Below are 20640 nucleotides of genomic sequence, written 5' to 3'. Positions count from 1 at the left end.
CACACCCGACATGATTCAAGGAGTCAACCATGCTTGACGGAGTTCTGTTCTTCCCCGTCACACCGTTCGACAGCAACGGCGACGTCGACCTTCCCGCACTGGCACAGCACATCGAATCCGGCGTCGCGGCCGGGCCGGGTGGAGTGTTCGCCGCGTGCGGCACCGGCGAGTTCCACGCGCTGTCCGCGGCCGAGTTCCGGACCGTGGTGGACACGGTCGTCACGGCCACGAAGGGCCGTGTCCCGGTCTTCGCCGGCGCCGGTGGAGCCCTGCCCGTCGCGAAGGAATTCGTGGCCATCGCCGAGGAGGCGGGAGCGGACGGCATCCTGCTCCTGCCGCCCTACCTCGTCGGCGCCCCTGCCCAGGGCCTGGTGGAGTACGTGAAGCAGGTGTCGGAGGCGAGTGACCTCCCGGTCATCGTGTACCACCGCGCGAACGGTCAGTTCACCGAGCAGAGTGCTCTCGCGGTCGCGCGACTGCCGAAGGTCGTCGGGTTCAAGGACGGCGTCGGTGACCTCGACCTGACGTCACGAATCGTGCGTACTCTGCGTGATTCTCTCGGCGACAAAGAATTTCAATTCTTCAACGGACTCCCGACCGCGGAGGTCTCGCAGCAGGCCTACCGGAGCATCGGCGTCACGCTCTATTCCTCCGCGACGTTCGCATTCGCTCCGGATGTGTCTCTCGCCTATTACCGGGCGCTCGAGGAGGACGACACCGAGTTGGTCGCCTCGCTCAACCGCGAGTTCTTCCATCCGCTGGTCCGGCTTCGCGACACCACCCCCGGATACGCCGTCGCGCTGGTGAAGGCGGGTGTGACGTTCACCGGCCTCGACGCCGGATCGGTCCGGGCGCCGCTCGTCGACGCCAGCGCGCAGCACCGGTACGAATTGGAGCAGATCGTGGCGGCGGGGCGGAAGGTGCTGGCGCAGTAACGTCTTCGACCATCGGCGGGGTGGGGACCCCGTCGATGGTCGAAGCGTTCGTCAGCGGCTCGTGGACACTAGTCGGCGGCGGCCACGAGAGGCTCGAGCGTGAGGTCGGGCAGTTCCTTCTGGATGTACTGCAGGCGCCACTTGTCGCTGACCAGTGCCAGCATCACCCCGTCCGAGCGGGTGAACACCTCGACGCCGCGCTGACGGTTCAGCTCGTCGGCCGACTCGGCGTCGGTGCGCCGCGCCAACGCATAGCCCAGAGGTTCCATCCGGGCCTCGACGTTGAACTCGGCCTTCATCCGCGCCGCGACCACCTCGAACTGCATCGGACCGACGGCCGCCATGACCGGCGAGGCGTCGCCACGCAGGTCGTTGCGGAGGATCTGCACGACACCCTCGGAGTCGAGCTGATCCACCGCCCGCCGGAACTGCTTGTACTTGCCCGCGCTCTCCGCCCGCAGGATGGAGAAGTGCTCCGGCGCGAACGACGGGATCGGCGGGAACTCCACCTTCTTCTCGAAGAACAGGGTGTGGCCGGGTGCGAGCGCGGTCGCGTTGACCAGTCCCACCACGTCGCCGGGGTACGCCGATTCCACGGTCGAACGCTCGCGACCGAACACGGTCTGCGCGTACTTCGTCGTGAACGGTTTGCCGGTCTGGGCGTGGGTGACCACCATGCCGCGCTCGAACACGCCCGACACGATGCGCATGAACGCCAGCCGGTCGCGGTGCGCGGTGTCCATTCCGGCCTGGACCTTGAAGACGACCGCACTGAACGGGTCGGTGACCTCGCGAGGGGTGCCGCCGACGTCCTCCCGGCCGCGCGGCGGCGGCGCCAGCTCGACGAGCGTGTCGAGGATCTGGCGGACACCGAAGTTGAGCATCGCCGACGCGAAGATCACCGGTGACGTCTGGCCGCCGAGGAACAGTTCCTGGTCGTGGTCCTGGCCGGTGGCCGACAGCAGCTCGCTCTCCTCCGCGGCGGTCTCCCACTCGGAGCCCTCCTTCGCGAGGGCGGCGTCGGCGTCCATGACCTCTTCCGGGGCGATCTTCGCGCCACCCGCGGTACGGGTGAACCGGATGTACTCCCGCGGGGCACCGTCCTCGCCGCGCCGCAGCAGGCCCCGGAAGTCGCCGGCGATCCCGACGGGCCAGTACAGGGGAGTGGGGGTGAGACCGATGCGTTCCTGAATTTCGTCGAGGAGCTCCAGCGGCGTCTGGCCCGGCCGGTCCCACTTGTTGATGACGGTGATCACCGGGATTCCGCGGTGACGGCACACCTGGAACAGCTTCAGCGTCTGCGGTTCGAGACCCTTCGCGGCGTCGATCAGCATGACCGCGGCGTCGACCGCGGTCAGAACGCGATACGTGTCCTCCGAGAAGTCGGAGTGACCGGGAGTGTCCACCAGGTTGATCACGTTGTCGACGGGGTCGTCCGCCGACGCCTCGGTGGAGCGGTAGTTGAACTGCAGGGCCGTGGAGCTGACCGAGATACCGCGGGCCTTCTCCATCTCCATCCAGTCGGACACCGTCGACTTGCGGCCCGCCTTGCCGTGGACCGCACCCGCTTCGGAGATGACCTTCGCGTGGAGTGCGAGAGCCTCCGTCAGTGTCGACTTACCGGCGTCGGGATGGGAGATCACGGCGAACGTGCGGCGACGCGACGCCTCCGCCCGGACACCCTTCTCGGATTTCCCCTCCGGTGAGCCGGACGTGGCGACAGGCGCCCCCTCGGCTGGAATGGTGTCGGCCGAGTCGGACGGGGTAGTCAACGAAGAACCTCTCGGGGGACGTGATGCGTGCAGGAAGGCCGTGTGGCCGCATACCAGGTTACTCGGGTGCCGAATACGTACTCGCAGCACAGTCACATCCAGGGAGGAGTAACGATCGGAGGCCGGTGAGGGATTTATATGGGTGAGTCGTCGGGGCGCTCCGGAGTTCACCGTTTCTGCGTTCGGACACCCGTATGTGCAGGAGGAAGACTGTGAGCAAGTTCACCGACGAGATGTACGCGACCGCGGCGAGCAGCACCCGTGGCCTCAACACGGGTGAGCCCGACGCGCCGCTGCGGCAGCCGTGGGGCGAGATCCACAAGGCCGCGCGCCGCATGGCGGGGGCGCTCGCCGAGACGGGTATCGGCCACGGCGACGCCATCGGCATCCTCGCCGGTCAGCCCGTCGACATCGCACCCTCCTGCCAGGGCACCTGGATGCGCGGGGCGTCCGTCACCATGCTGCATCAGCCGACGCCGCGCACCGACCTGGCCGTGTGGGCCAAGGACACCGAGACCGTCATCAACATGATCCAGGCGAAGGCCGTCATCCTCGGTGCGCCGTTCGACGCCGCCAAGCCGCTGCTGGAGGAGCGCGGCATCACCGTGGTGACGGTGGCCGAGCTGAACGAGGGCACGGAGACCGACCCGGTCGAGACGTTCGAGAGCGACATCGCGCTGCAGCAGCTCACGTCGGGTTCCACCGGTTCGCCCAAGGCCGTGCAGATCACGCACGAGAACTTCTACACCAACGCGTACGCCATGATCGACCGCATCAAGTTCTCCATCGAGGACGACGTGATGATCAGCTGGCTGCCCCTGTTCCACGACATGGGCATGGTCGGGTTCCTGAGCGTGCCGATGCAGGTCGGCGCGGAGGTCGTGAGCATCACCCCGATGGACTTCCTCCGCACGCCGCTGCTGTGGGCGGAACTGATGGGGAAGTACAAGGGCACAGTCACAGCCGCCCCCAACTTCGCGTACTCGCTGCTCGCCCGCCGCCTCAAGCAGGCGGAGGACGGCGCCGTCGACCTCAGCACCGTCCGGTACATGTGGAACGGTGCCGAGCCCGTCGACCCCGAGACGATGAACAAGCTCGCCGAGGCGGGCGCCCGCTTCGGCCTGAACCCGTCCGCACTCGCCCCCGTCTACGGCATGGCCGAGACCACCCTCGCCGTCTCCATCCCGGATCCGGATCAGGGCCAGGTCCTCGACCTCGTCGACCCGGATCTCCTCGAGGCGATGCAACGCGCCGTCCCGTCGAGTAAACCGAACGCGCGTGCCCTCGCCACTCTCGGAAAGATGGTGCCGAACCTGGAGGGGCGCGTCGTCGACAGCGAGGGTGACCTGCTCCCGACCCGCGGTGTCGGCATCATCGAGGTCCGCGGCAAGGCGGTCACCCCCGGATACATCACGGTCGACGGGCACAAGCCCGCGCAGGACGCGGACGGCTGGCTGAACACCGGCGACGTCGGCTACTTCACCGAAGAGGGCCTCGTCGTCGTGTGCGGTCGCGTCAAGGACGTCATCATCATGGGTGGCCGCAACATCTACCCGACCGACATCGAGCGGGCCGCGGGCACCGTCGCCGGAGTGCGTCCCGGCAACGCGGTGGCCGTCCGCCTCGACGCGGGGCAGAAGCGGGAAAGTTTCGCCGTCGCGGTCGAAACCAACGATTACCAGGACCCCGAAGTGGTCAAGCGCATCGAGCACGAGGTCGTGCATGCGGTGTTCTCCGAGGTCGGTGTGCGACCCCGCACCGTCGCCGTCCTCGGCCCCGGCAGCATCCCCAAGACGTCGTCGGGCAAACTCCGCCGCGCCACGTCGGCGAATCTGGTCAGTTAGGCCCTTCGGGCCCGTGCGTGGTTGACGAGTCTCTGGACTCGCTCACCACGCACGGGCGCGAAGCGCCTAGTGCAGGCGGTTCTGCGCGGCCTCGAGCCCGACGCGCAGGACCAGTTCGACGGCGTCGGCCGACTCTTCGCAGACGAGGTCGAGTTCCTTGCGTTCCACCGACGAGAACGGCTTCAGGACGTACGACGCCGGATCCATCCGTCCGGGGGGACGACCGATCCCGACGCGGGTGCGCAGATAGTCCTTGGTGCCGAGTGCACTCGAGATGGACCGCAGTCCGTTGTGCCCACCCTCGCCGCCGCCCTGCTTGAGGCGAATCGTCCCGAAGTCGAGGTCGAGTTCGTCGTGGATGACCACGATATTGCCCGGATCGACGGAGAAGAACCGGGCCAGGCCGGCGACGGCGGAACCGGACAGGTTCATGAACGACCGCGGTTTGGCGAGGATCGTCGGACGGCCCTCGAGTCGTCCCTGGACGATCTCGGCGCCGCTTTTCTTGTGCGCGCTGAACTTGCCACCCATGCGAGAGGACAGCACGCCGGCCACCATGAAGCCGACGTTGTGCCGGGTCTTCTCGTACTGCGGTCCGGGATTGCCCAGGCCCACCACCAGGGCGGTGTCTTCACTCACCGACAGGGTCCTTCCGTGCGTGAGGGGGTCGTGTCAGACGACAGCGGCGCGTCACCCCGGACAATCCGGGACGACGCGCCGCCGACATCAGTGCGGTTGCGAGAGGATCAGCCCTCGGCGCCCTCTTCGGCCGGAGCCTCGGTGGGCTCGGCCGCGGCTTCGCCGGTCTCCTCTTCGAGGTCGGCAGCGGTCGGGGCTGCGACGACGTTGACGATGAGCAGTTCCTCGTCGGCCTGCAGGGTGGAACCCTTGGGCAGCTCGAGCTGGTTGGCCAGGATCTGGGTGCCGACCTCGAGGCCCTCGACCGAGACCTCGATCTGCTCGGGGATGTGCAGCGCGTCCGCTTCGAGGGAGATGGTGGCGGCGTCCTGCGCGACCAGGGTGCCGGCAGCGGCCTCACCGGTGACGACGACGGGAACGTCGACGGTGACCTTCTCGCCCTTCTTGATGACGAGGAGGTCGGCGTGCTCGATGTAGTTACGGATCGGGTGAACCACGACCGACTTGGTGAGCGCGACCTGCTCCTTGCCCTCGATGTCGAGGGTCAGGATGGCGTTGGTGCCGTGCGCGCGCAGGATGGCGGCGAAGTCGCGGGAGGGGACGTTCAGGTGGCGGGGGTCCTCACCGTGGCCGTACAGGACCGCGGGGACCTGGCCGTCGCGGCGCGCGCGGCGGGCGGCACCCTTGCCGAACTCGGTGCGCACGGCGGCTACGAGGCGATTTTCGTCAGACATGGTGAAACGGCTCCTACAACTCACGGTGGTAACTGGCGGGCGGTTCGAGTCGACGAGGGACGAACACGCGACGGCCAGGAGCGAAACGCTCGAGCAGAGCCGTCGCCGCGTCGATCACGGTGAGCCAGTCAATGGGAACTTCTGGTTCACCCTCGCCGAGACAACTTATGGAACTCTACCGGATGGCCCGCTGACCTGCTAATCGGGTCTCCTCGGGCGGGCTGCGCGGCGCCGTGGCCCGTATCCCAGAGGTATCGAACGTCTCGATTCCCGACGGCGGAGGACCTGGTGACCGCCACGCTCGACGCCACCATCCCGCAGCCGGGACACATCGCCGGGCGGTGGCTGACCGGATTCGGCGGTCGCGGTGTCGTTCGGCTGTGGCGCGACGACGACGGCGAGCGGCGCGCCTGGATCTGGTCTGGTACGACCACCTGCCGTACCTGAACTCCCCCGACCACTGGCCGGTGTTCGCCCAAGGGCGGCTCGCGAAGTGGTTCGAGTTCTACGCCGACGCAATGGAACTCGACGTGCGGATGGGAACCGAGTTCACCCGCGGCAGCTATGACGACGCCACCGGTGCACCCGCACGTTGCACCCACGGCACGTCGTCCCGCCACGGGAATGAGTGGGGTGCCGAACATTCCGCAGATCGCGATCGCCGACACGTTCGGGGGAACCATCGAGCATTCCAGCTGTTCGCCGGCGGCACCGAGATGCCGGTCGGTCGCGGCACTACTCGAAGTATCTGGCCGTCCAGATCGAGGCTCAGGAGGAAGGGTTGCAGCCGATCCGATGACGGACAGTGGTGTGGCTCACAGCGCCGGGGGTAGCCTCGGCGTTGTGAGCGCTGAACGTCCGACCACAGACCGGCTGACCGCAGTGGCAACCGGTGTGGATCTGCCGCGGCATGCGCGGCTGCTCAGCCGGGTGCACGACGCCGTGCTGTCCGGGCAGCAGCCGCCCGCGCTTCCGCGGGACGTGGTGGCGCGGTCGTGGTCCCGACTGCAGGCCGGCGGGGTGAGCCCGGACCACTGCGCGGAGGTGGAGCCCGCCGACTTCTCCGAGATCGAGGCGCGGCGTACCCGGACGGCGCTGCGCACGGTGCTCCCGGAACTGCGCAGCACGCTGACGCAGGTCGCGGACGACGCGAACTTCATCGTGGTCATCGCCGACGCCGACGGTGTCCTGTTGTGGCGGGAAGGATCCCGCGGGGTCCGGAAAGCGGCCGATGCCCTCGGGTTCACGGAGGGTGCGCGCTGGGCGGAGCAGGCGGTCGGTACCAACGCGATCGGCACGGCGCTGATCGAAGATGCTGCGGTGCAACTGTTCTCGGCCGAACACTATGCCCCTTCACATCACGGCTGGTCGTGCACCGGGTCGCCGGTGCACGACCCGCGCACCGGTGAGATCCTCGGCGTGGTCGACATCAGTGGGTCGGCGATGTCCGTTCACCCGACCACGGTCGCGCTCGTCCGTACCGCGGTGCGCCTGGCAGAGGCGACGCTGTGGCGTGAGCACACGGCGCAACTGGACAAGCTGCGCGGCCGGGCGGCACCGTTGCTGGCGTCGGCGGGTGGTCCGGCGCTGGTCGTCGACAAGCACGGGTGGGTCGCGGAGGCGAGTGGCATCGCGGCGCCGGAGCGGGTCGCGCCGCCGAGCCTGGACCGGCCACTGCTCGTCCCGGGGCTCGGGCTGTGCGTGCCCGAACCGCTCGGCGACGGCTGGCTGGTGCGCAGGCGCGTCGACGGGGCGGCCATCGAACTGGAACTCGACCTCGGTGACGCGCCGCACGTGACGGTCCGGGGCGACGTCAACTGGACGCGGGCGCTCTCCCCCCGGCACGCCCAGATCCTGCGGGTGCTGTCGGTCGCGGGACCGGCGGGCGTCGACGCCGCCTCGCTCAGCGAAGCGTTGTTCGGCGACCGCGACCACGTGGTGGCGGTCCGCGCCGAGGTCTCGCGTCTGCGCAAGAGTCTCGGCGCGGTACTGAGCACCCAGCCCTACCGGTTCGCAGCCGGTGTGACGGTCCGGCTCGTCGGGTAGGCCCGGTCAGGCCTGCCCCGCCGCACTGATGCCGGCGCGGCGGCCGTAGAAGCTGCCGTCGCCGAGGGAGGTGCCGCTGGCGTAACCGCCCGCGCACACGCCGGACGTGCACCGCCCCGCCGCGAAGAGGCCGGGGATCGGTTCGCCGGAGACGTGCAGTACCTCGGAGTTCACGGTGGTCCGCAGTCCGCCGAGAGTGAAGCCGAGGGTGAACCCGCGCAGGTCGAGTGCCGCGACGGGGGTGCCGATCGGCTTCACCCACTCGGACTTCTTGTGCAGCAACGGGTCCGATCCTGCGGCGGCGTGCTTGTTGTACACCTCGACGGTCGACTGCAGTGCGCCGGCGGGCAGGCCCATGTCGGATTCGAGTTCCTCGACGGTCTCCGCCGCCCACTTCGGCTGGACGCGCAGGAACGGCGTGGCCGTGGTGGCGGCCGCGCCCTCCTCGTACGACGCCTCGTCGATGATGAGGAACGCCTGGTTGTCCTGGTGGAACAGGGTCATCTGGCCGATCCGCCCGGAGTAGGTGTCTTCCGGGACGTAGCGCTGCCCCCGGCCGTTGACGAGGATGCCGCGGACGATCAACTGGGGGTCGCAGACGAACGCGACCTCGGTGGCGTCCATGTGGGCGAGATCGGCGCCGAGGGCCTGCGCCATGAGGATCGACCGTCCGTCGTGTTCCTCGATGGCGGCACCGGGGCGGCCGATGAGCCGCGGCGCGTGGGCCTCGATCATCTTGTCGTTGTAGGCGAAGCTGCCGGTGGCGAGGACGACGCCGCGGCGCGCCCGGACTGCCACTTCCTTGCCGTACTGCTTGGCGACGATCCCGACGACGCGACCGGTGTCGTCCGTGACGAGAGTCTGGACGCGCATGTCGTATTCGGCTCGGACCCCGAGCTTTTCGGCGGTCTCGACGAGCGGCTTCATCAGCATGTAGCCGCCGCCCTTCTCGCCGGTCCGCTTGCCGTCCATCTGCGGAACGTGGCCGCGCGGTGCGGGGGTCGCGATCTCGTTGAAAGGCGCCGCGTTCTCGCCGCCGGAGTACATGAGTCCGTCGTCGAACGGGGGTTCCCAGCCGGGTTCGCCCCAGAAGCTTTCCTTGAACGGGACACCGCAGTCGACGAGCCAGTTGTAGTGCTCGACGCTGCCGTCGCAGTAGTCGGTGATCTTCTCCTCGTCGGCCCCCGGGCCGAGCGCGGCCATCATGAACGTCTTCATGTTCTCGGGGGAGTCGTCGAACCCGCACGCCTTCTGCAGCGGCGTCCCTCCGCCGAGGTAGATGAAGCCGCCGGCGAGAGCGGCGGCGCCGCCCCAACCGCTGGTGCGTTCGAGGACCAGGACGTCGGCGCCGGCGCGCGCGGCCTCGATGGAGGCGGACACACCGGCGATGCCGTAACCGGCGACCACGACGTCGGCCTCGTAATCCCAATCGGCGACCGTTGCTGCGGACCGGGGGCGGATCGGTGTGGCGTCGACCATGGGTGGAAGTCCTCTCGGGCGGTCACAGGCGAGGTGTGACGTGGGTTACCCTCAAACTGTAACCTGTTACAAAACCCGATTCGGTGGATCTCCCGGTCAGTGGGACGTCGAGTCCGGAGGTCGGCGAGGGCCCGGCTGTCCGGGGAGGTCCGTCACGCCGGACAGCTCGTAGTGCAGCGTCGACGTGCGTGCCAGCCGGTGCGCGAGATGCACCCCGATCCGCTGCACCACCGGGTACTTCTCGTCGATCAGGGCGCCCGCGGCCCGCGCCTCCTCACCGGACAGCAGTCGCGCCGTGGCCTGCGCCTGCGGACCCGTCGGCTTGCCGGACCACGTGCACGGGCGGATCCGGACGTCCGGGAAATTGCGCAGCCGCTTGTTCTTGGACGCCCGGCCCGGGGTGCGGAAGTACGCCCGATCGCCCTTCACGGCGAAATTGACGGGAGTGTCCACCCACGAGCCGTCGCGTTTGCGCGTCTGCAATTGCACGACCTTCTCCGCAGCGAAGCGTGGCAGCGCCGGTGATCCCTGGTCCGTCATCGCGAAGTCCTGGTTCTCGGGTGAATTCAGCCTACTGCGCCTAGTTCGCGAGTGTCCGCACCTCCGCGAGGAACCGGTCGAGGTCGTCCGGGGAGCAGAAATAGTGCGGCGACGCCCGCACCACCGCGTCCAGTCCGCGGGCGCTCATGTCCAGCAGTGTCGATCCGCGCAGGCTGGCCGTGACGGTGACGTTGCGGGCGGCCAGCTGCTTCCGGACGTCGCCCGGATCGAACCCGTCGACGGTGAACGAGACGATTCCGCAGCGGCGGGCGCCGAGATCGCGCACGGTGACACCGGGGATCGCCGCGAGCCCCGACCGGAGGTGCTCGGCCCCGGCCGCAACGGCCGCCTCGACGTCGTCCACACCGAGGTCGAGGAGATAGTCGGCCGCCACCCCGAGACCGAGGCGTGCGGCGACGTCGCACTCCCAGAATTCGAACCGGCTCGCATCGGTCGCGAGCCGGTACGCATCGGCCGCGGTCCACTCCGCGCTGTGCAGGTCGAGGGCGGCAGGCTCGAGGGTCGAGGCCAGTTCCGGCCGGACGTACAGGAAGCCGGTGCCACGCGGCGCGCGGAGCCATTTGCGGCCCGTGGCGGAGAGTGCGTCGACGCCCAGTTGGCCCACGTCGAGGGCGATCTGACCGACGGACTGGCACGCGTCGAGCAGCACCAGCGCGCCGTGCGAATGTGCCAGCTCCGACACCTCACGGACGGGGTTGACCAGGCCGCCGTTGGTCGGCACGTGCACGAGGGACACGAGACGAACCCGATCGTCGAGAAGCGCCTCCAGGGCGGCGACATCGATCTGGCCTGCGGTGTCGCTGGGGATCACGTCGACCGTCGCGCCCACGGACCGCGCCCGCTGCAGGACGGCGATGGCGTTGCTGGCGTACTCGACCTCCGAGATCAGCACGCGATCGCCGGCCCGGAGCGGGACGGCATGGAAGAAGTCGTTCCAGGCGGTGGTGGCACTGTCCACCAGGGCGATGCTGTCGGCGCTCGCCCCGATCAGCCGGCCCAGGGACGACTTCACGGCCGCGAGATCGTCGGCCCGTTCGGCGGCCGCGACGTAGCCGCCGACGTCGGCCTCCCGGCGCAGGTGCGCGAACACGGCATCCAGGACGGGGGTCGGCGGAAGCGAGGAGCCCGCGCTGTCGAGGAACACCTTGTCGAGGCAGCCCGGGGTGTCCCGTCGCGCCTGCTCGAGGTCGAGCATGTCCGATACCTCCCTATTTGCAGTGAATGGACTCGAACGTACCCGTGCAGGTTCCTCGAAAAGTATGCCGTTGGGGCGTGCATCGACGGCCGAGGCGCTCTAATGTCGATAACGACGTTCAGGCGGCGCCCGAAGGGGAGGGTCGAATGGCTACTGCAGTTCAGTCCGTCGAGGCAACGTGTTTCACGTCGCGGCCGGCGGCAGAGGCGTACTTGGGTGGTGTGTGCTTCAAACTGGGGCCACCGCAGCTGATCGGCGCGGAATTGGAGTGGCTGACCGCGCAACTGCCGGATTATGTGCGACCCGACCTCGCCGCTCTCGCCGAAGCTCTCGGGCCGCACACCCCCAGAACCATCGATCCTTCCTCTCCTGCTCAGCCCCTTCCCGGTGGCAGCGCCGTCACGGTCGAACCCGGCGGACAGATCGAACTGTCCAGCGCCCCCTATTACTCCGCACGCGAATTGTGCGACTATCTCGCCGCCGATCAGGCGGTTCTCGCGGAACTGTTGTCGTCCCGATCGATCCTCATGTCGTCCGAGGCCGCGGACACCCGACGGCCCGCGCAACGTCTCCTCCAATCGCCGCGGTACTGCGCCATGGAATCCCGCTTCACCGGCATCGGGCCCTTCGGGAAGCTGATGATGTGCAACACCGCCGCAACGCAGATCAGCGTGGACGCCGGGGCCGATCCGGTTGCCGTCGAGAAGCGGTGGCACCTGCTGCACGCCATCGGGCCGGCATTGATCGCGGCGTTCGCGTGTTCGCCGCGGCTCTACGGGGTACCCGACGGCCAGTGGGCGTCGCAGCGGATGCGAACGTGGCTCGAACTCGATTCGCCGCGCACCACCGGAACCCCGCACATCGCGGACTATGCGGGGTGGGTGCTGGACGTGCCGTTGCTGTGTATCCGCAACGACGGCACGGACTGGACGGCGCCCGACGGTGCAACTTTCGCGGACTGGGTCGAGGGCGCACTGGACGACGTGATCGGCCGCCCGACGCCCGCCGACCTCGACTATCACCTCACCACCTTGTTCCCGCCCGTTCGTGCGGCCGGTCATCTCGAGGTGCGCTACCTCGACGCACAACCGGGTGACCAGTGGCGGGTACCCATCGCGGCGATCGACGCGCTGCTGTCGGGTCCGGGTGCCATGGCCGAGGCGCTCGACGCGGCGCTACCCACCGCCGAACGCTGGCGGGACGCGGCCGAGTTCGGTCTGGCCGACCTCGAACTGCGCGCTGCGGCAACAGCTCTCCTGTCCCTGGCGGCGGCGTACTCACCCGATCCCGAATTCGTCAGACTGCTCGACGCCGCCGCCGAACGATGTTGCCGGGGCCAGGCCCCGAGCGAGGACCGCTGATGGGTATCCGCGAAAAGATCGAGACGGTGTTGACACGGGCGCGGGAGCGCACCGCCGGGTTGACGGACTGTGTGGACGGGGAGGACCTCGTCGCACAGCATTCCCCGTTGATGAGCCCGCTCGTGTGGGATCTCGCGCACATCGGCAATCAGGAAGAGTTGTGGCTCGTGCGGGACGTCGGTGGCCGGGAACCGGTCCGCCGCGACATCGACGAGTTGTACGACGCATTCAAACATTCGAGGAACTCCCGGCCGTCCCTGCCGCTGCTGACCCCGGACGAGGCCAGGGAATACGTGCGTACTGTCCGAGCCAAGGCGTGGGACGTGCTCGACGGCAGCACGTTCCGTGGCCGGCCGCTCGAGGAGAACGGATTCGCGTTCGGCATGATCGCGCAGCACGAGCAGCAGCATGCCGAAACGATGCTCGCCACCCATCAACTGCGCTCCGGTGCCGCAGTGCTGGCCGCGGAGAGCGCGCCGCGTGTCGGCGGGGCGATCGACGAGGACGAAGTGGTCATTCCCTCCGGTGAATTCACGATGGGAACGTCGGACGATCCGTGGGCACTCGACAACGAGAGATCCGCGCACCCCGTGCACGTTCCGGCGTTCGTGATCGACGCCGTCCCCGTCACCAACGGCCGCTACCTCGAGTTCATGGACGACGGTGGTTACGTGCGGCCCGAGTTGTGGAGTGAGCGGGGATGGGCGCACCGCCTCGAAGCGGGGTGGGATGCACCCCAGTTCTGGGAGAACGACGGCTGCGGAACCTGGTGGCGCCGGAGGTTCGGGGTGACCGAGCCGATCCATCTCCAGGAACCGGTCGTGCACGTGAGCTTCTTCGAGGCCGAGGCGTTCGCACGCTGGGACGGCAAGAGGCTTCCGACCGAGGCCGAATGGGAGAAGGCCGCGCGGTGGGACCCGTTCACCGGCCGCTCGCGCCGATTCCCCTGGGGTGATGGCGAACCCGACTCCTCGTTGGCCAACCTCGGGCAGCGCCACCTCGGTCCCGCGGTGGTCGGGGCATACCCGTCGGGGGCGTCCCCGCTCGGCGTCCATCAGTTGATCGGTGACGTGTGGGAGTGGACGTCGTCGTCCTTCGAGCCCTATCCCGGTTTCTCGGCGTTCCCGTACCGCGAGTACTCGGAGGTGTTCTACGGCGGCGACTACCGCGTGCTGCGCGGCGGTTCGTTCGGTACCGATCCGGTGGCGTGCCGTGGGACGTTCCGCAACTGGGACCACCCGATCCGCAGACAGATCTTCTCCGGATTCCGCTGTGCCCGAGACCTTCCGGGGGACGACCGCTGAGATGTGCCGACACCTGGGCTATCTGGGACCGGAACAGTCGGTGGGCGACCTCCTGGGTCGCGGCGAGAACTCGCTACTGTGCCAGTCCTACGCGCCACGCGACATGAGGGGCGGCGGAACCATCAACGCCGACGGATTCGGTGTGGGGTGGTGGGGAACGGACGGATTCTCCCGCTACCGCAGTGCTCAGCCGCTGTGGTCCGACCCCGCCGTGCGAGAGATGTTGCCGAACATCCGCTCCCGCGCCGTGGTCGCCGCCACGCGGTCGGCGACGGTCGGCATGCCCGTGCAGCACACGGCCTGTGCGCCGTTCTCCGACGAGACCTGGGCCTTCAGTCACAACGGGGTGGTGCGTGGGTGGCCCGAGTCGCTCGCGGGGCTCGCCGCGGAACTCCCCGTGCGCGATCTGCTGCAACTCGAGGCGCCGACCGATTCGGCCGCGCTGTGGCTGCTCCTGCGCCGGGCGCTCGGTGAGCAGGACCCTGAAAAGGCGATGTGTTCACTTGTACAGGCCGTGGTCGCTGCGGCCCCGAACTCGCGAGTGAATCTGCTGCTGGGCAACGGCAGCGAACTGTGGGCCACCACCTGGCATCACTCGCTGTCGGCGCTCGTCGACGACGAGCGGGCCATCGTGATGTCCGAACCCTACGACGACAACCCCGCATGGCAATCGATTCCGGACCGTCATTTCGTCAGCGCACGCCCCGGACACCTGATCGTCACCCCGCTCGAGATGGGAGCACGATGACCACCACACCGACACTCGAGGTGTACCTGCAGCCCGAGCAGCTCAAGGCAGGTCTGCGCAAAGACGCCACCGTCGGGCTCACCTCGAACCCGAAATGGCTGCCTCCCAAATACTTCTACGACGCCCGCGGGAGCGAGCTGTTCGAGCAGATCACCGCGTTGCCCGAATACTTCCCGACACGCACGGAACGGGAACTGCTCAGACGATATTCGGGAGAGATCGCCGAGGTCGCGGCGCCGGAGATTCTCGTGGAACTCGGATCCGGGTCGTCGGAGAAGACACGGCTCCTGCTGGACGCAGGCACCCGCCGCGGAAACCTCCATACGTACGTACCGCAGGACGTGTCGGTATCCGCACTCGAGGGCGCCGCGGGGCAGATCGGCGCGGACTTCCCGAATCTGACCGTGCACGGCGTCGTCAGCGACTTCACCGAGTCGCTGCACCACCTTCCACGCGGTGGTCGTCGCACGATCGCGTTCCTCGGTGGCACCCTCGGAAACATGGTGCCCGCCGAGCGGGCGGAGTTCCTCTCCGGAATCGCCGACGTCCTCGAAGCGGGGGAGCACCTCCTCCTCGGTGTCGGACTGGTGATCGACCCCGCCGTCCTCGTTCCCGCGTACGACGACGCCGCCGGGGTGACAGCCCAGTTCAACCGCAACGTACTGCAGGTACTCAACAGTCAGCTCGACGCCGACTTCCCGGTGGACGAGTTCCGGCACGTCGCGCTGTGGGACGCCGACAACGAGTGGATCGAGATGCGGCTCGAGGCCGAGCGTGCGATGTCGGTCCGCGTCGGCGAACTGGATCTGGATGTCGAGTTCACCGCGGGTGAGCAGCTACGAACGGAGATCTCGGCCAAGTTCACCCTCGACGGCATCCGGCGGGAGTTGGCGGAGGCGGGATTCGACGTCGACCGCACCTGGACCGATCCCGACGACCGCTTCGCGCTGGTGTGCGCCGCGCGGAACTGACCGACAAGATCAACTTCGGGCACGATCGCGCTTATAGTGACCGTTCAGTGCGCAATCGACCCGAGGAGAACTTGTGCGTCATTCGAAGCTCGCTGTCCTCGCTCTCGCCACCACCGCCGCGATCGGCCTCCCTGCCGCACAGGTCTCTGCTCAGCCGCTGCCCCTCCCGTTCGACACGGGAAGCCTCGACACGGGAAGCCTCGGCTCGGGTAGCGACGGCCCGGGAGTACCCACGGAGGACACACTTCCGGCGCTGACGGTCACTCCGGTCCTCGACGGGCTCGACCATCCGTGGGATGCGGTGCAGGCTCCGGACGGCGCGGTCCTCACCGGCCAGCGGTCGGGCGGGTTCTTCGTCCGGCGTGCGGATGGAAGCACCGGGCCGGTCACCGCCGATCTCTCGGACCTGTACGCGCAGTCCGAAACCGGATTGATGGGTATCGCACTCGCGAGCAACTTTGCGCAGGCACGCACCGTGTACACGTGCCAGGGATTCCAGGGCGGCGGTGTCACCGACATCCGGATCCAGTCGTGGACCGTCGATGCCGGCTGGACGACGCTGACCCGCGGTGCCGCAATCCTGATCGGTATCCCCGTCAACGAGGGACGTCACGGCGGTTGCCGGATACTGACGGCCGCCGACGGCACCCTGTTCGTCGGCACCGGCGACACCGCGCAGCCGACCGTGTCACAGGATCCGAACTCGCTGGGCGGCAAGACTCTCCACATCAACACCGACGGCACGCCCGCCGCCGGAAATCCGGACCCGGCGAGTCCCGTTTACACACTGGGTCACCGGAACGCGCAGGGCCTCGCGCAACAGCCCGGAACGGGTCGCATCTACGCAGTGGATCAGGGAACGACACGGGACGACGAGGTGAACCTCCTGGTCGCGGGAGGCAACTACGGGTACAAGCCCGATCGGATCCCCGGCATCTACGACGAATCCGTGCCGATGACGGATCCCTCGCGCGTGCCCGGAGCCCTTGCTGCGGCGTGGAGTTCGGGCAGCACCACCCTGGCGACCGGAAGCGCCGCCTTCGTGACCGGCTCCGGATGGGGGCCGTGGGACGGCGCACTCGTCATGGGCGGCCTCAAGACGAAGCAATTGGTCTTCCTCCGTCTGGCCGCGGACGGGCAGTCGGCAACGGCGCAGACGTTCGGCCTGCAGAATCAGTACGGCCGCCTCCGGTCGGTCACCCCGACCGCCGACGGTTCGTTGCTCGTCACCACGGACAACGGTTCCGCCGACCAGGTTCTCCGCGTCACCCCGCAAGCCTGAGTCTGCATTGGAGAGAGGACAAGCATGGCAACGAGGAACAGACGTCTCGGCACGATCGTCGGCACCTGCGCCGCAGCGGTTGCGCTCACCTCCGCGTCGGCCGGCGTCGCTTCCGCCGTACCGGATCCGGTGTCGGTGACCACGACGGCATTCCAGCTCCCGTTCACCGGGGTCATCGGCGACCCGTTCCCCTTCGCCACTGTCTCACTCGCCGCATCCACCGGCGCGAGTCCGGGACCGGGCGTCGCGCGGCTGTCCGCCACCAGCATGTGCCCGGCGTTCACCCCGGGAGCGAATTGCACGACGTACACCTCCGCCACCGTGGTGCGGTGGCTCAATCTCAGCACGGGAGCGGCCGGAACGGTGACCGTTCCGTCGGGCAGTTTCGGAGTGCCCGGGAAGGATCCGGTGGTCGACGTGCCCACGGGATCGGGGCACGTGACGGCGACCGTCCTCGGCGAATCCTCGGCCACGATCGTTCCGGGCCTGGGGTACTTCTTCGTCCCCTGAGCAGTTCTCCCCGGCCACTCCTTCCCCGACGAACGGGACGCTCGTTGCGTCAGATCGAACGAGCGTCCCGTTGGTTCAGCGGGACAGTTGCTTCCGGATCTCCTCGGCCGCACGCGATCCGGAGGAGATCGCTCCGTCGATGTAGCCGTTCCAGATGCTCGCGGTCTCCGAGCCCGCCCAGTGGATGCGGTCCGCGGGAGCACGCCAGCCGTCGTGTCCGTGCGCGAACCACGTTCCGGGGGTGGGGCTCGCTGCGTACCCTCCTCGGGCCCACCGGTCCTGCGGCCAGATCTTCTCGGTGTAGTCGACCGGTGACGCGGCGCGGTCGCCGAAGAGTTCGACGAGAGTGTCGATGATCGCTGCCCGGCGGTCGTCGTCGGAGAGCGCCGACCAGGACCGCTGGCGGTCACCGTAGATGAAGCACACGAGCACACCGTGTCCGGCATCTTCGGGGGAGTTGTCGAACACGACTCCGACGGCGCGGGTGCCGTAGATGGTCGCCTGGCCGGACAGTCCGTCGGCGCGCCAGAACGGGGTGTCGAAGACGGCGTGCACCTTCGCTACGTCGCCCATCGGGCTGCGTTCGACCCATCGTGTGCGCGAGACCGGCAGCGGGGGAGCGAACGTGACCCGCTGGGTGGCCGACGGCGGCAGCGCCATGACGACGGTGTCGGCGAGAATCGTTCCCCGGCTGGTCTCGATCCGAACACCGTCGGTGGTGCGCTCGATGTGGCGCACAGCCGTATTCAGATGGACCCGGTCGCCGAGATGATGTGCGACGGCCAGCGCGGTGGACTGTGCGCCGTCCCGGAATCGGCGCTCCTGCGCGCAGCCCTCGGTTTCCATCAGCTGGTCGAATCCGCCGGCTGATGCGACGTAGAACAGCAGATGGAACAGCGACAGATCGCGCGGCTCGATCGACCACACGCCCTCGACGGCGAGCGCGAGTCGCCGACGGGCGTCTTCGTTCGCGACGGTCCGCTCGAAGTAGGAGTGGACGGTTTCGCTGTCCCACTTCTCGATGTCCGGGGTGGCCGTGGGGTCGTCGAGGTCGATGGTCCTCGCGAGTTCGTCGATGCGATCGGCGGCAGCCAGGTATTCGGCCATGCCGGGGCCGTCGTCGGGACCGGCGCCGGTGTAGCGCCGCTGCACACCGTCGGGCCAGAGTTCGATGTGCTCGCCTGTGTTGTACGTCGGGAAGGTGGGGCAGTCGAAGCGCTCGGCGAGGGCGAGCAGATGCTTCTGGGTGGGGCCGACCCATTGTCCGCCGTGGTCGACGACGACACCGTGGCTTCTCCGTTCGGAGCACACCCTTCCGCCGACTCGTTCGGATCCCTCGAGGATCACGGAGTCGATGCCGTCGTCGTGCAGCGAGAGTGCGGCGGACAGGCCTGCGTACCCCGCGCCGACCACAACGGTCCGAACGCGGGCCGGTAGGGCAGTCGGGTGATCCTTCGTGTTCATCATGCCCAGCATCCTGTTCTTGATTGGCTCGCCAGTCAATACTCAATTCTGGTTTCCTGCGCGAGGATTCGAGGGTTGACACGATGTGACGCGTGCCACAGACTATTGATAACTGGCCCGCCAATCAGAAATGGGGATCGCGTGGACGACTCATTCGAACAGGAACTCGAGAGGCGATTGCTCCTCCTGGAATCCCCCGGCGGAGGCGGGATGATCCTGCCCGACCTTCCGTGGCGGGACGTCGCGGCGGCGATCGCCGGGATCGTCGCCACGATCTCCGTCATGCTGTGGTGGGGGTACTGATGCTGGAAGGGCAGCGGCAGGACAGCGCCACGGCAGTGGGAAGTGCGGGCGGAACCGGCGACGACGGCACGGACGCCACGCTGAACGAACTGCCACTGATGCCGGCGGAGCGGATCTGGGGTTTCTGGGACTACTCGGCGGTCAACATCGGCCTGGCCGTGGCCACCTGGGCGTTTCTGCAGGGCGCGGCCGTCGCGTACTACGTCGGCGCGGTACAGGCGATCGCGAGCATCGTCATCGGCTACGCGATCAGCGTCTTCCTCGTCTCGCTCGCGCCGTGCCTGCCGTCGGCGAAGTACGGCATCGAGCAGTTCGTCGGACTGCGAAGCGTGTTCGGCAGCAACGGCGCCCGAATCGTGATGGTCGTGATGTCCACGCTCTTCGCGGCGGCGTGGTCGGCAGTTCTGGCTATCATGTTCGGGCACGGCCTGGTCAACGTCATCGACAACGTCTTCGGGGTCGAGATCTCCCAGACCGGTGCGGCAGTGAGCCTGCTGGGGTTGGTGGCGGTGGCCCTGTCCTGGCTCGTCCTCGCACGGGGGCCGGTCTCGGTCGAGTCGGTGTGCCGGGTGATCGCACCCGTCCTCGTCCTCATCATCGTCGGGATTCTCGTCATGGTGTTCACCAAGCGATCCTGGTCCGAATTGGCCAGTCTGCCACCGCTCGACCCGGAGAGCGATCCGCACACCAGTTTCATGGTCGCGATCGAGCTGAACATCGCCGGTGGGTTCGCGTGGTGGCCGAATATCGGAAACCTCGCCCGGCTCACCCGTGGTCCGCGTGCGGCGTTCTGGCCGAACTGGCTCGGACTCTTTGCCGCGTCCGTGGCCGCGGCCGTCGTCGGTGTGTTTGCAGCGCTGGCGCTGAACCTCGAGGATCCCACCGAGTGGATGATCCCGCTCGCGGGAGTCGTGCTGGGCGTCCTGGCCCTGATCGTCATCGGTTTCGCCAACGTCACCGCCATCCTCTCCCAGGGATACGCCTCCATGGTGGCGCTCAAAGGCGGTGGCGGGAAGCTACTCCGCGGAACGCCCTGGCCGGTGCTGGTGGCATTCATCCTCGGACCCGCGGCGATCCTCGTCTTCTTCCCCTCGGCCGTCTACGACAACTACGGTCGATTCCTGTCCTGGGGTGCGATCCTCGTGGCACCGCTGTGCGCCGTGCAGATAGTCGACTTCTTCCTGCTGCGTAGAGGTGTTCTGCGGATCCGCGACCTGTACCTGCCCAGTGCCCGCTCCTGCTACGGGTACTGGGGCGGTGTCAACGCCTTCGCGTTCGCCTCCGTGGCGGCCGGCGCGGCGACGTACGCTCTGCTGCTCAATCCGGTCACCTACATTCCATCCTCGATCTTTCCGTACACCACCGCCTCGATTCCGGCGTTCCTCGTCGCCGGCACGCTCCATGCCGTGTTGACCAAGATGTTCGTGCAGCCGCTCGGACTCGGCGGCTACGACCGCCTGCCGCGGGTCGCAGCCGGTGTCGAAAGGTGAAA

General features: G+C 68.0%; 19 protein-coding genes. 12 read left to right on the top strand and 7 right to left on the bottom strand.

Going from position 1 to position 20640, the window contains the following annotated elements:
• Positions 1 to 29: 29 nt before the first annotated feature.
• A complete protein-coding gene (locus OYT95_RS08100; RefSeq protein ID WP_037244248.1) occupies positions 30 to 935 on the top strand; it encodes a 5-dehydro-4-deoxyglucarate dehydratase in 906 nt (301 codons plus the stop codon).
• 68 nt (positions 936 to 1003) lie between these two features.
• On the opposite strand, the gene OYT95_RS08095 is transcribed toward OYT95_RS08100, so the two are convergent.
• Positions 1004 to 2707 carry a peptide chain release factor 3 gene (locus OYT95_RS08095; protein WP_128639370.1) on the bottom strand — a complete coding sequence of 568 codons (1704 nt, stop codon included), beginning with the start codon at positions 2705 to 2707 and terminating at the stop codon, positions 1004 to 1006.
• A gap of 212 nt (positions 2708 to 2919) precedes the next feature.
• On the opposite strand from OYT95_RS08095, the gene OYT95_RS08090 reads away from it, so the two are divergent.
• Entirely contained in the window at positions 2920 to 4551 is a 1632-nt protein-coding gene (locus OYT95_RS08090) for a fatty acyl-AMP ligase (protein ID WP_128639369.1), read from the top strand.
• 66 nt (positions 4552 to 4617) lie between these two features.
• On the opposite strand, the gene pth is transcribed toward OYT95_RS08090, so the two are convergent.
• Together pth and OYT95_RS08080 are read right to left on the bottom strand one after the other, a co-directional pair.
• Positions 4618 to 5190, bottom strand: a complete 573-nt coding sequence (gene pth / locus OYT95_RS08085) for an aminoacyl-tRNA hydrolase (protein WP_037243869.1) — start codon at positions 5188 to 5190, stop codon at positions 4618 to 4620.
• Between the two features lie 107 nt (positions 5191 to 5297).
• Positions 5298 to 5924 (bottom strand): 50S ribosomal protein L25/general stress protein Ctc, encoded by a 627-nt coding sequence (locus tag OYT95_RS08080; RefSeq protein WP_128639368.1) that lies wholly within the window; start codon positions 5922 to 5924, stop codon positions 5298 to 5300.
• Between the two features lie 288 nt (positions 5925 to 6212).
• Here OYT95_RS08080 and OYT95_RS08075 point away from each other — a divergent pair, with 288 nt between their 5' ends.
• Both OYT95_RS08075 and OYT95_RS08070 read left to right on the top strand, forming a co-directional pair.
• On the top strand, positions 6213 to 6371 hold the full coding sequence (locus tag OYT95_RS08075) for a hypothetical protein (RefSeq protein ID WP_268791155.1): 159 nt from the start codon (positions 6213 to 6215) through the stop codon (positions 6369 to 6371).
• Positions 6372 to 6719: 348 nt separating this feature from the next.
• Positions 6720 to 7970, top strand: a complete 1251-nt coding sequence (locus tag OYT95_RS08070; RefSeq protein WP_052033788.1) for a GAF domain-containing protein — start codon at positions 6720 to 6722, stop codon at positions 7968 to 7970.
• Between the two features lie 6 nt (positions 7971 to 7976).
• On the opposite strand, the gene OYT95_RS08065 is transcribed toward OYT95_RS08070, so the two are convergent.
• The 3 genes from OYT95_RS08065 to OYT95_RS08055 form a co-directional block, all read right to left on the bottom strand.
• The gene (locus OYT95_RS08065) at positions 7977 to 9449 is read right to left on the bottom strand and encodes an FAD-dependent oxidoreductase (RefSeq protein WP_268791154.1); all 1473 of its coding nucleotides are present in this window, start codon (positions 9447 to 9449) and stop codon (positions 7977 to 7979) included.
• A gap of 96 nt (positions 9450 to 9545) precedes the next feature.
• The gene (locus tag OYT95_RS08060; RefSeq protein ID WP_268791153.1) at positions 9546 to 9989 is read right to left on the bottom strand and encodes a PPOX class F420-dependent oxidoreductase; all 444 of its coding nucleotides are present in this window, start codon (positions 9987 to 9989) and stop codon (positions 9546 to 9548) included.
• A gap of 40 nt (positions 9990 to 10029) precedes the next feature.
• Positions 10030 to 11205, bottom strand: coding sequence for an aminotransferase class V-fold PLP-dependent enzyme (locus OYT95_RS08055; protein WP_128639366.1), 1176 nt, complete (start codon positions 11203 to 11205; stop codon positions 10030 to 10032).
• A gap of 146 nt (positions 11206 to 11351) precedes the next feature.
• On the opposite strand from OYT95_RS08055, the gene egtA reads away from it, so the two are divergent.
• From egtA to OYT95_RS08025, 6 genes are all read left to right on the top strand, one after another.
• The gene (egtA, locus tag OYT95_RS08050) at positions 11352 to 12566 is read left to right on the top strand and encodes an ergothioneine biosynthesis glutamate--cysteine ligase EgtA (RefSeq protein ID WP_037243878.1); all 1215 of its coding nucleotides are present in this window, start codon (positions 11352 to 11354) and stop codon (positions 12564 to 12566) included.
• On the top strand, positions 12566 to 13870 hold the full coding sequence (egtB, locus tag OYT95_RS08045) for an ergothioneine biosynthesis protein EgtB (RefSeq protein WP_268791152.1): 1305 nt from the start codon (positions 12566 to 12568) through the stop codon (positions 13868 to 13870). The genes egtA and egtB overlap by 1 nt, the downstream gene beginning before the upstream one ends.
• A 1-nt stretch (position 13871) precedes the next feature.
• Positions 13872 to 14618 (top strand): ergothioneine biosynthesis protein EgtC, encoded by a 747-nt coding sequence (gene egtC, locus OYT95_RS08040; RefSeq protein WP_268792217.1) that lies wholly within the window; start codon positions 13872 to 13874, stop codon positions 14616 to 14618.
• Positions 14615 to 15589, top strand: a complete 975-nt coding sequence (egtD, locus tag OYT95_RS08035) for an L-histidine N(alpha)-methyltransferase (protein WP_268791151.1) — start codon at positions 14615 to 14617, stop codon at positions 15587 to 15589. The genes egtC and egtD overlap by 4 nt, the downstream gene beginning before the upstream one ends.
• Before the next feature lie 73 nt (positions 15590 to 15662).
• The gene (locus OYT95_RS08030) at positions 15663 to 16871 is read left to right on the top strand and encodes a PQQ-dependent sugar dehydrogenase (protein WP_268791150.1); all 1209 of its coding nucleotides are present in this window, start codon (positions 15663 to 15665) and stop codon (positions 16869 to 16871) included.
• 24 nt (positions 16872 to 16895) lie between these two features.
• Positions 16896 to 17381, top strand: a complete 486-nt coding sequence (locus tag OYT95_RS08025; RefSeq protein ID WP_112300496.1) for a hypothetical protein — start codon at positions 16896 to 16898, stop codon at positions 17379 to 17381.
• Between the two features lie 75 nt (positions 17382 to 17456).
• On the opposite strand, the gene OYT95_RS08020 is transcribed toward OYT95_RS08025, so the two are convergent.
• On the bottom strand, positions 17457 to 18857 hold the full coding sequence (locus OYT95_RS08020; protein WP_328286557.1) for a flavin monoamine oxidase family protein: 1401 nt from the start codon (positions 18855 to 18857) through the stop codon (positions 17457 to 17459).
• 129 nt (positions 18858 to 18986) lie between these two features.
• Here OYT95_RS08020 and OYT95_RS08015 point away from each other — a divergent pair, with 129 nt between their 5' ends.
• Positions 18987 to 19148, top strand: a complete 162-nt coding sequence (locus tag OYT95_RS08015; RefSeq protein WP_268791148.1) for a hypothetical protein — start codon at positions 18987 to 18989, stop codon at positions 19146 to 19148.
• Entirely contained in the window at positions 19148 to 20638 is a 1491-nt protein-coding gene (locus tag OYT95_RS08010) for a cytosine permease (RefSeq protein ID WP_268791147.1), read from the top strand. Before OYT95_RS08015 ends, OYT95_RS08010 begins: the two co-directional genes overlap by 1 nt.
• Positions 20639 to 20640: the final 2 nt, after the last annotated feature.

Origin of the sequence: Rhodococcus sp. JS3073, from assembly GCF_026810085.1 — a bacterium.
Classification (GTDB): Bacteria; Actinomycetota; Actinomycetes; order Mycobacteriales; family Mycobacteriaceae; genus Rhodococcus_F; species Rhodococcus_F wratislaviensis.
The sequence above is the reverse complement of the archived record's forward strand: the minus strand, read 5'-3'. Positions and strand labels throughout refer to the sequence as shown.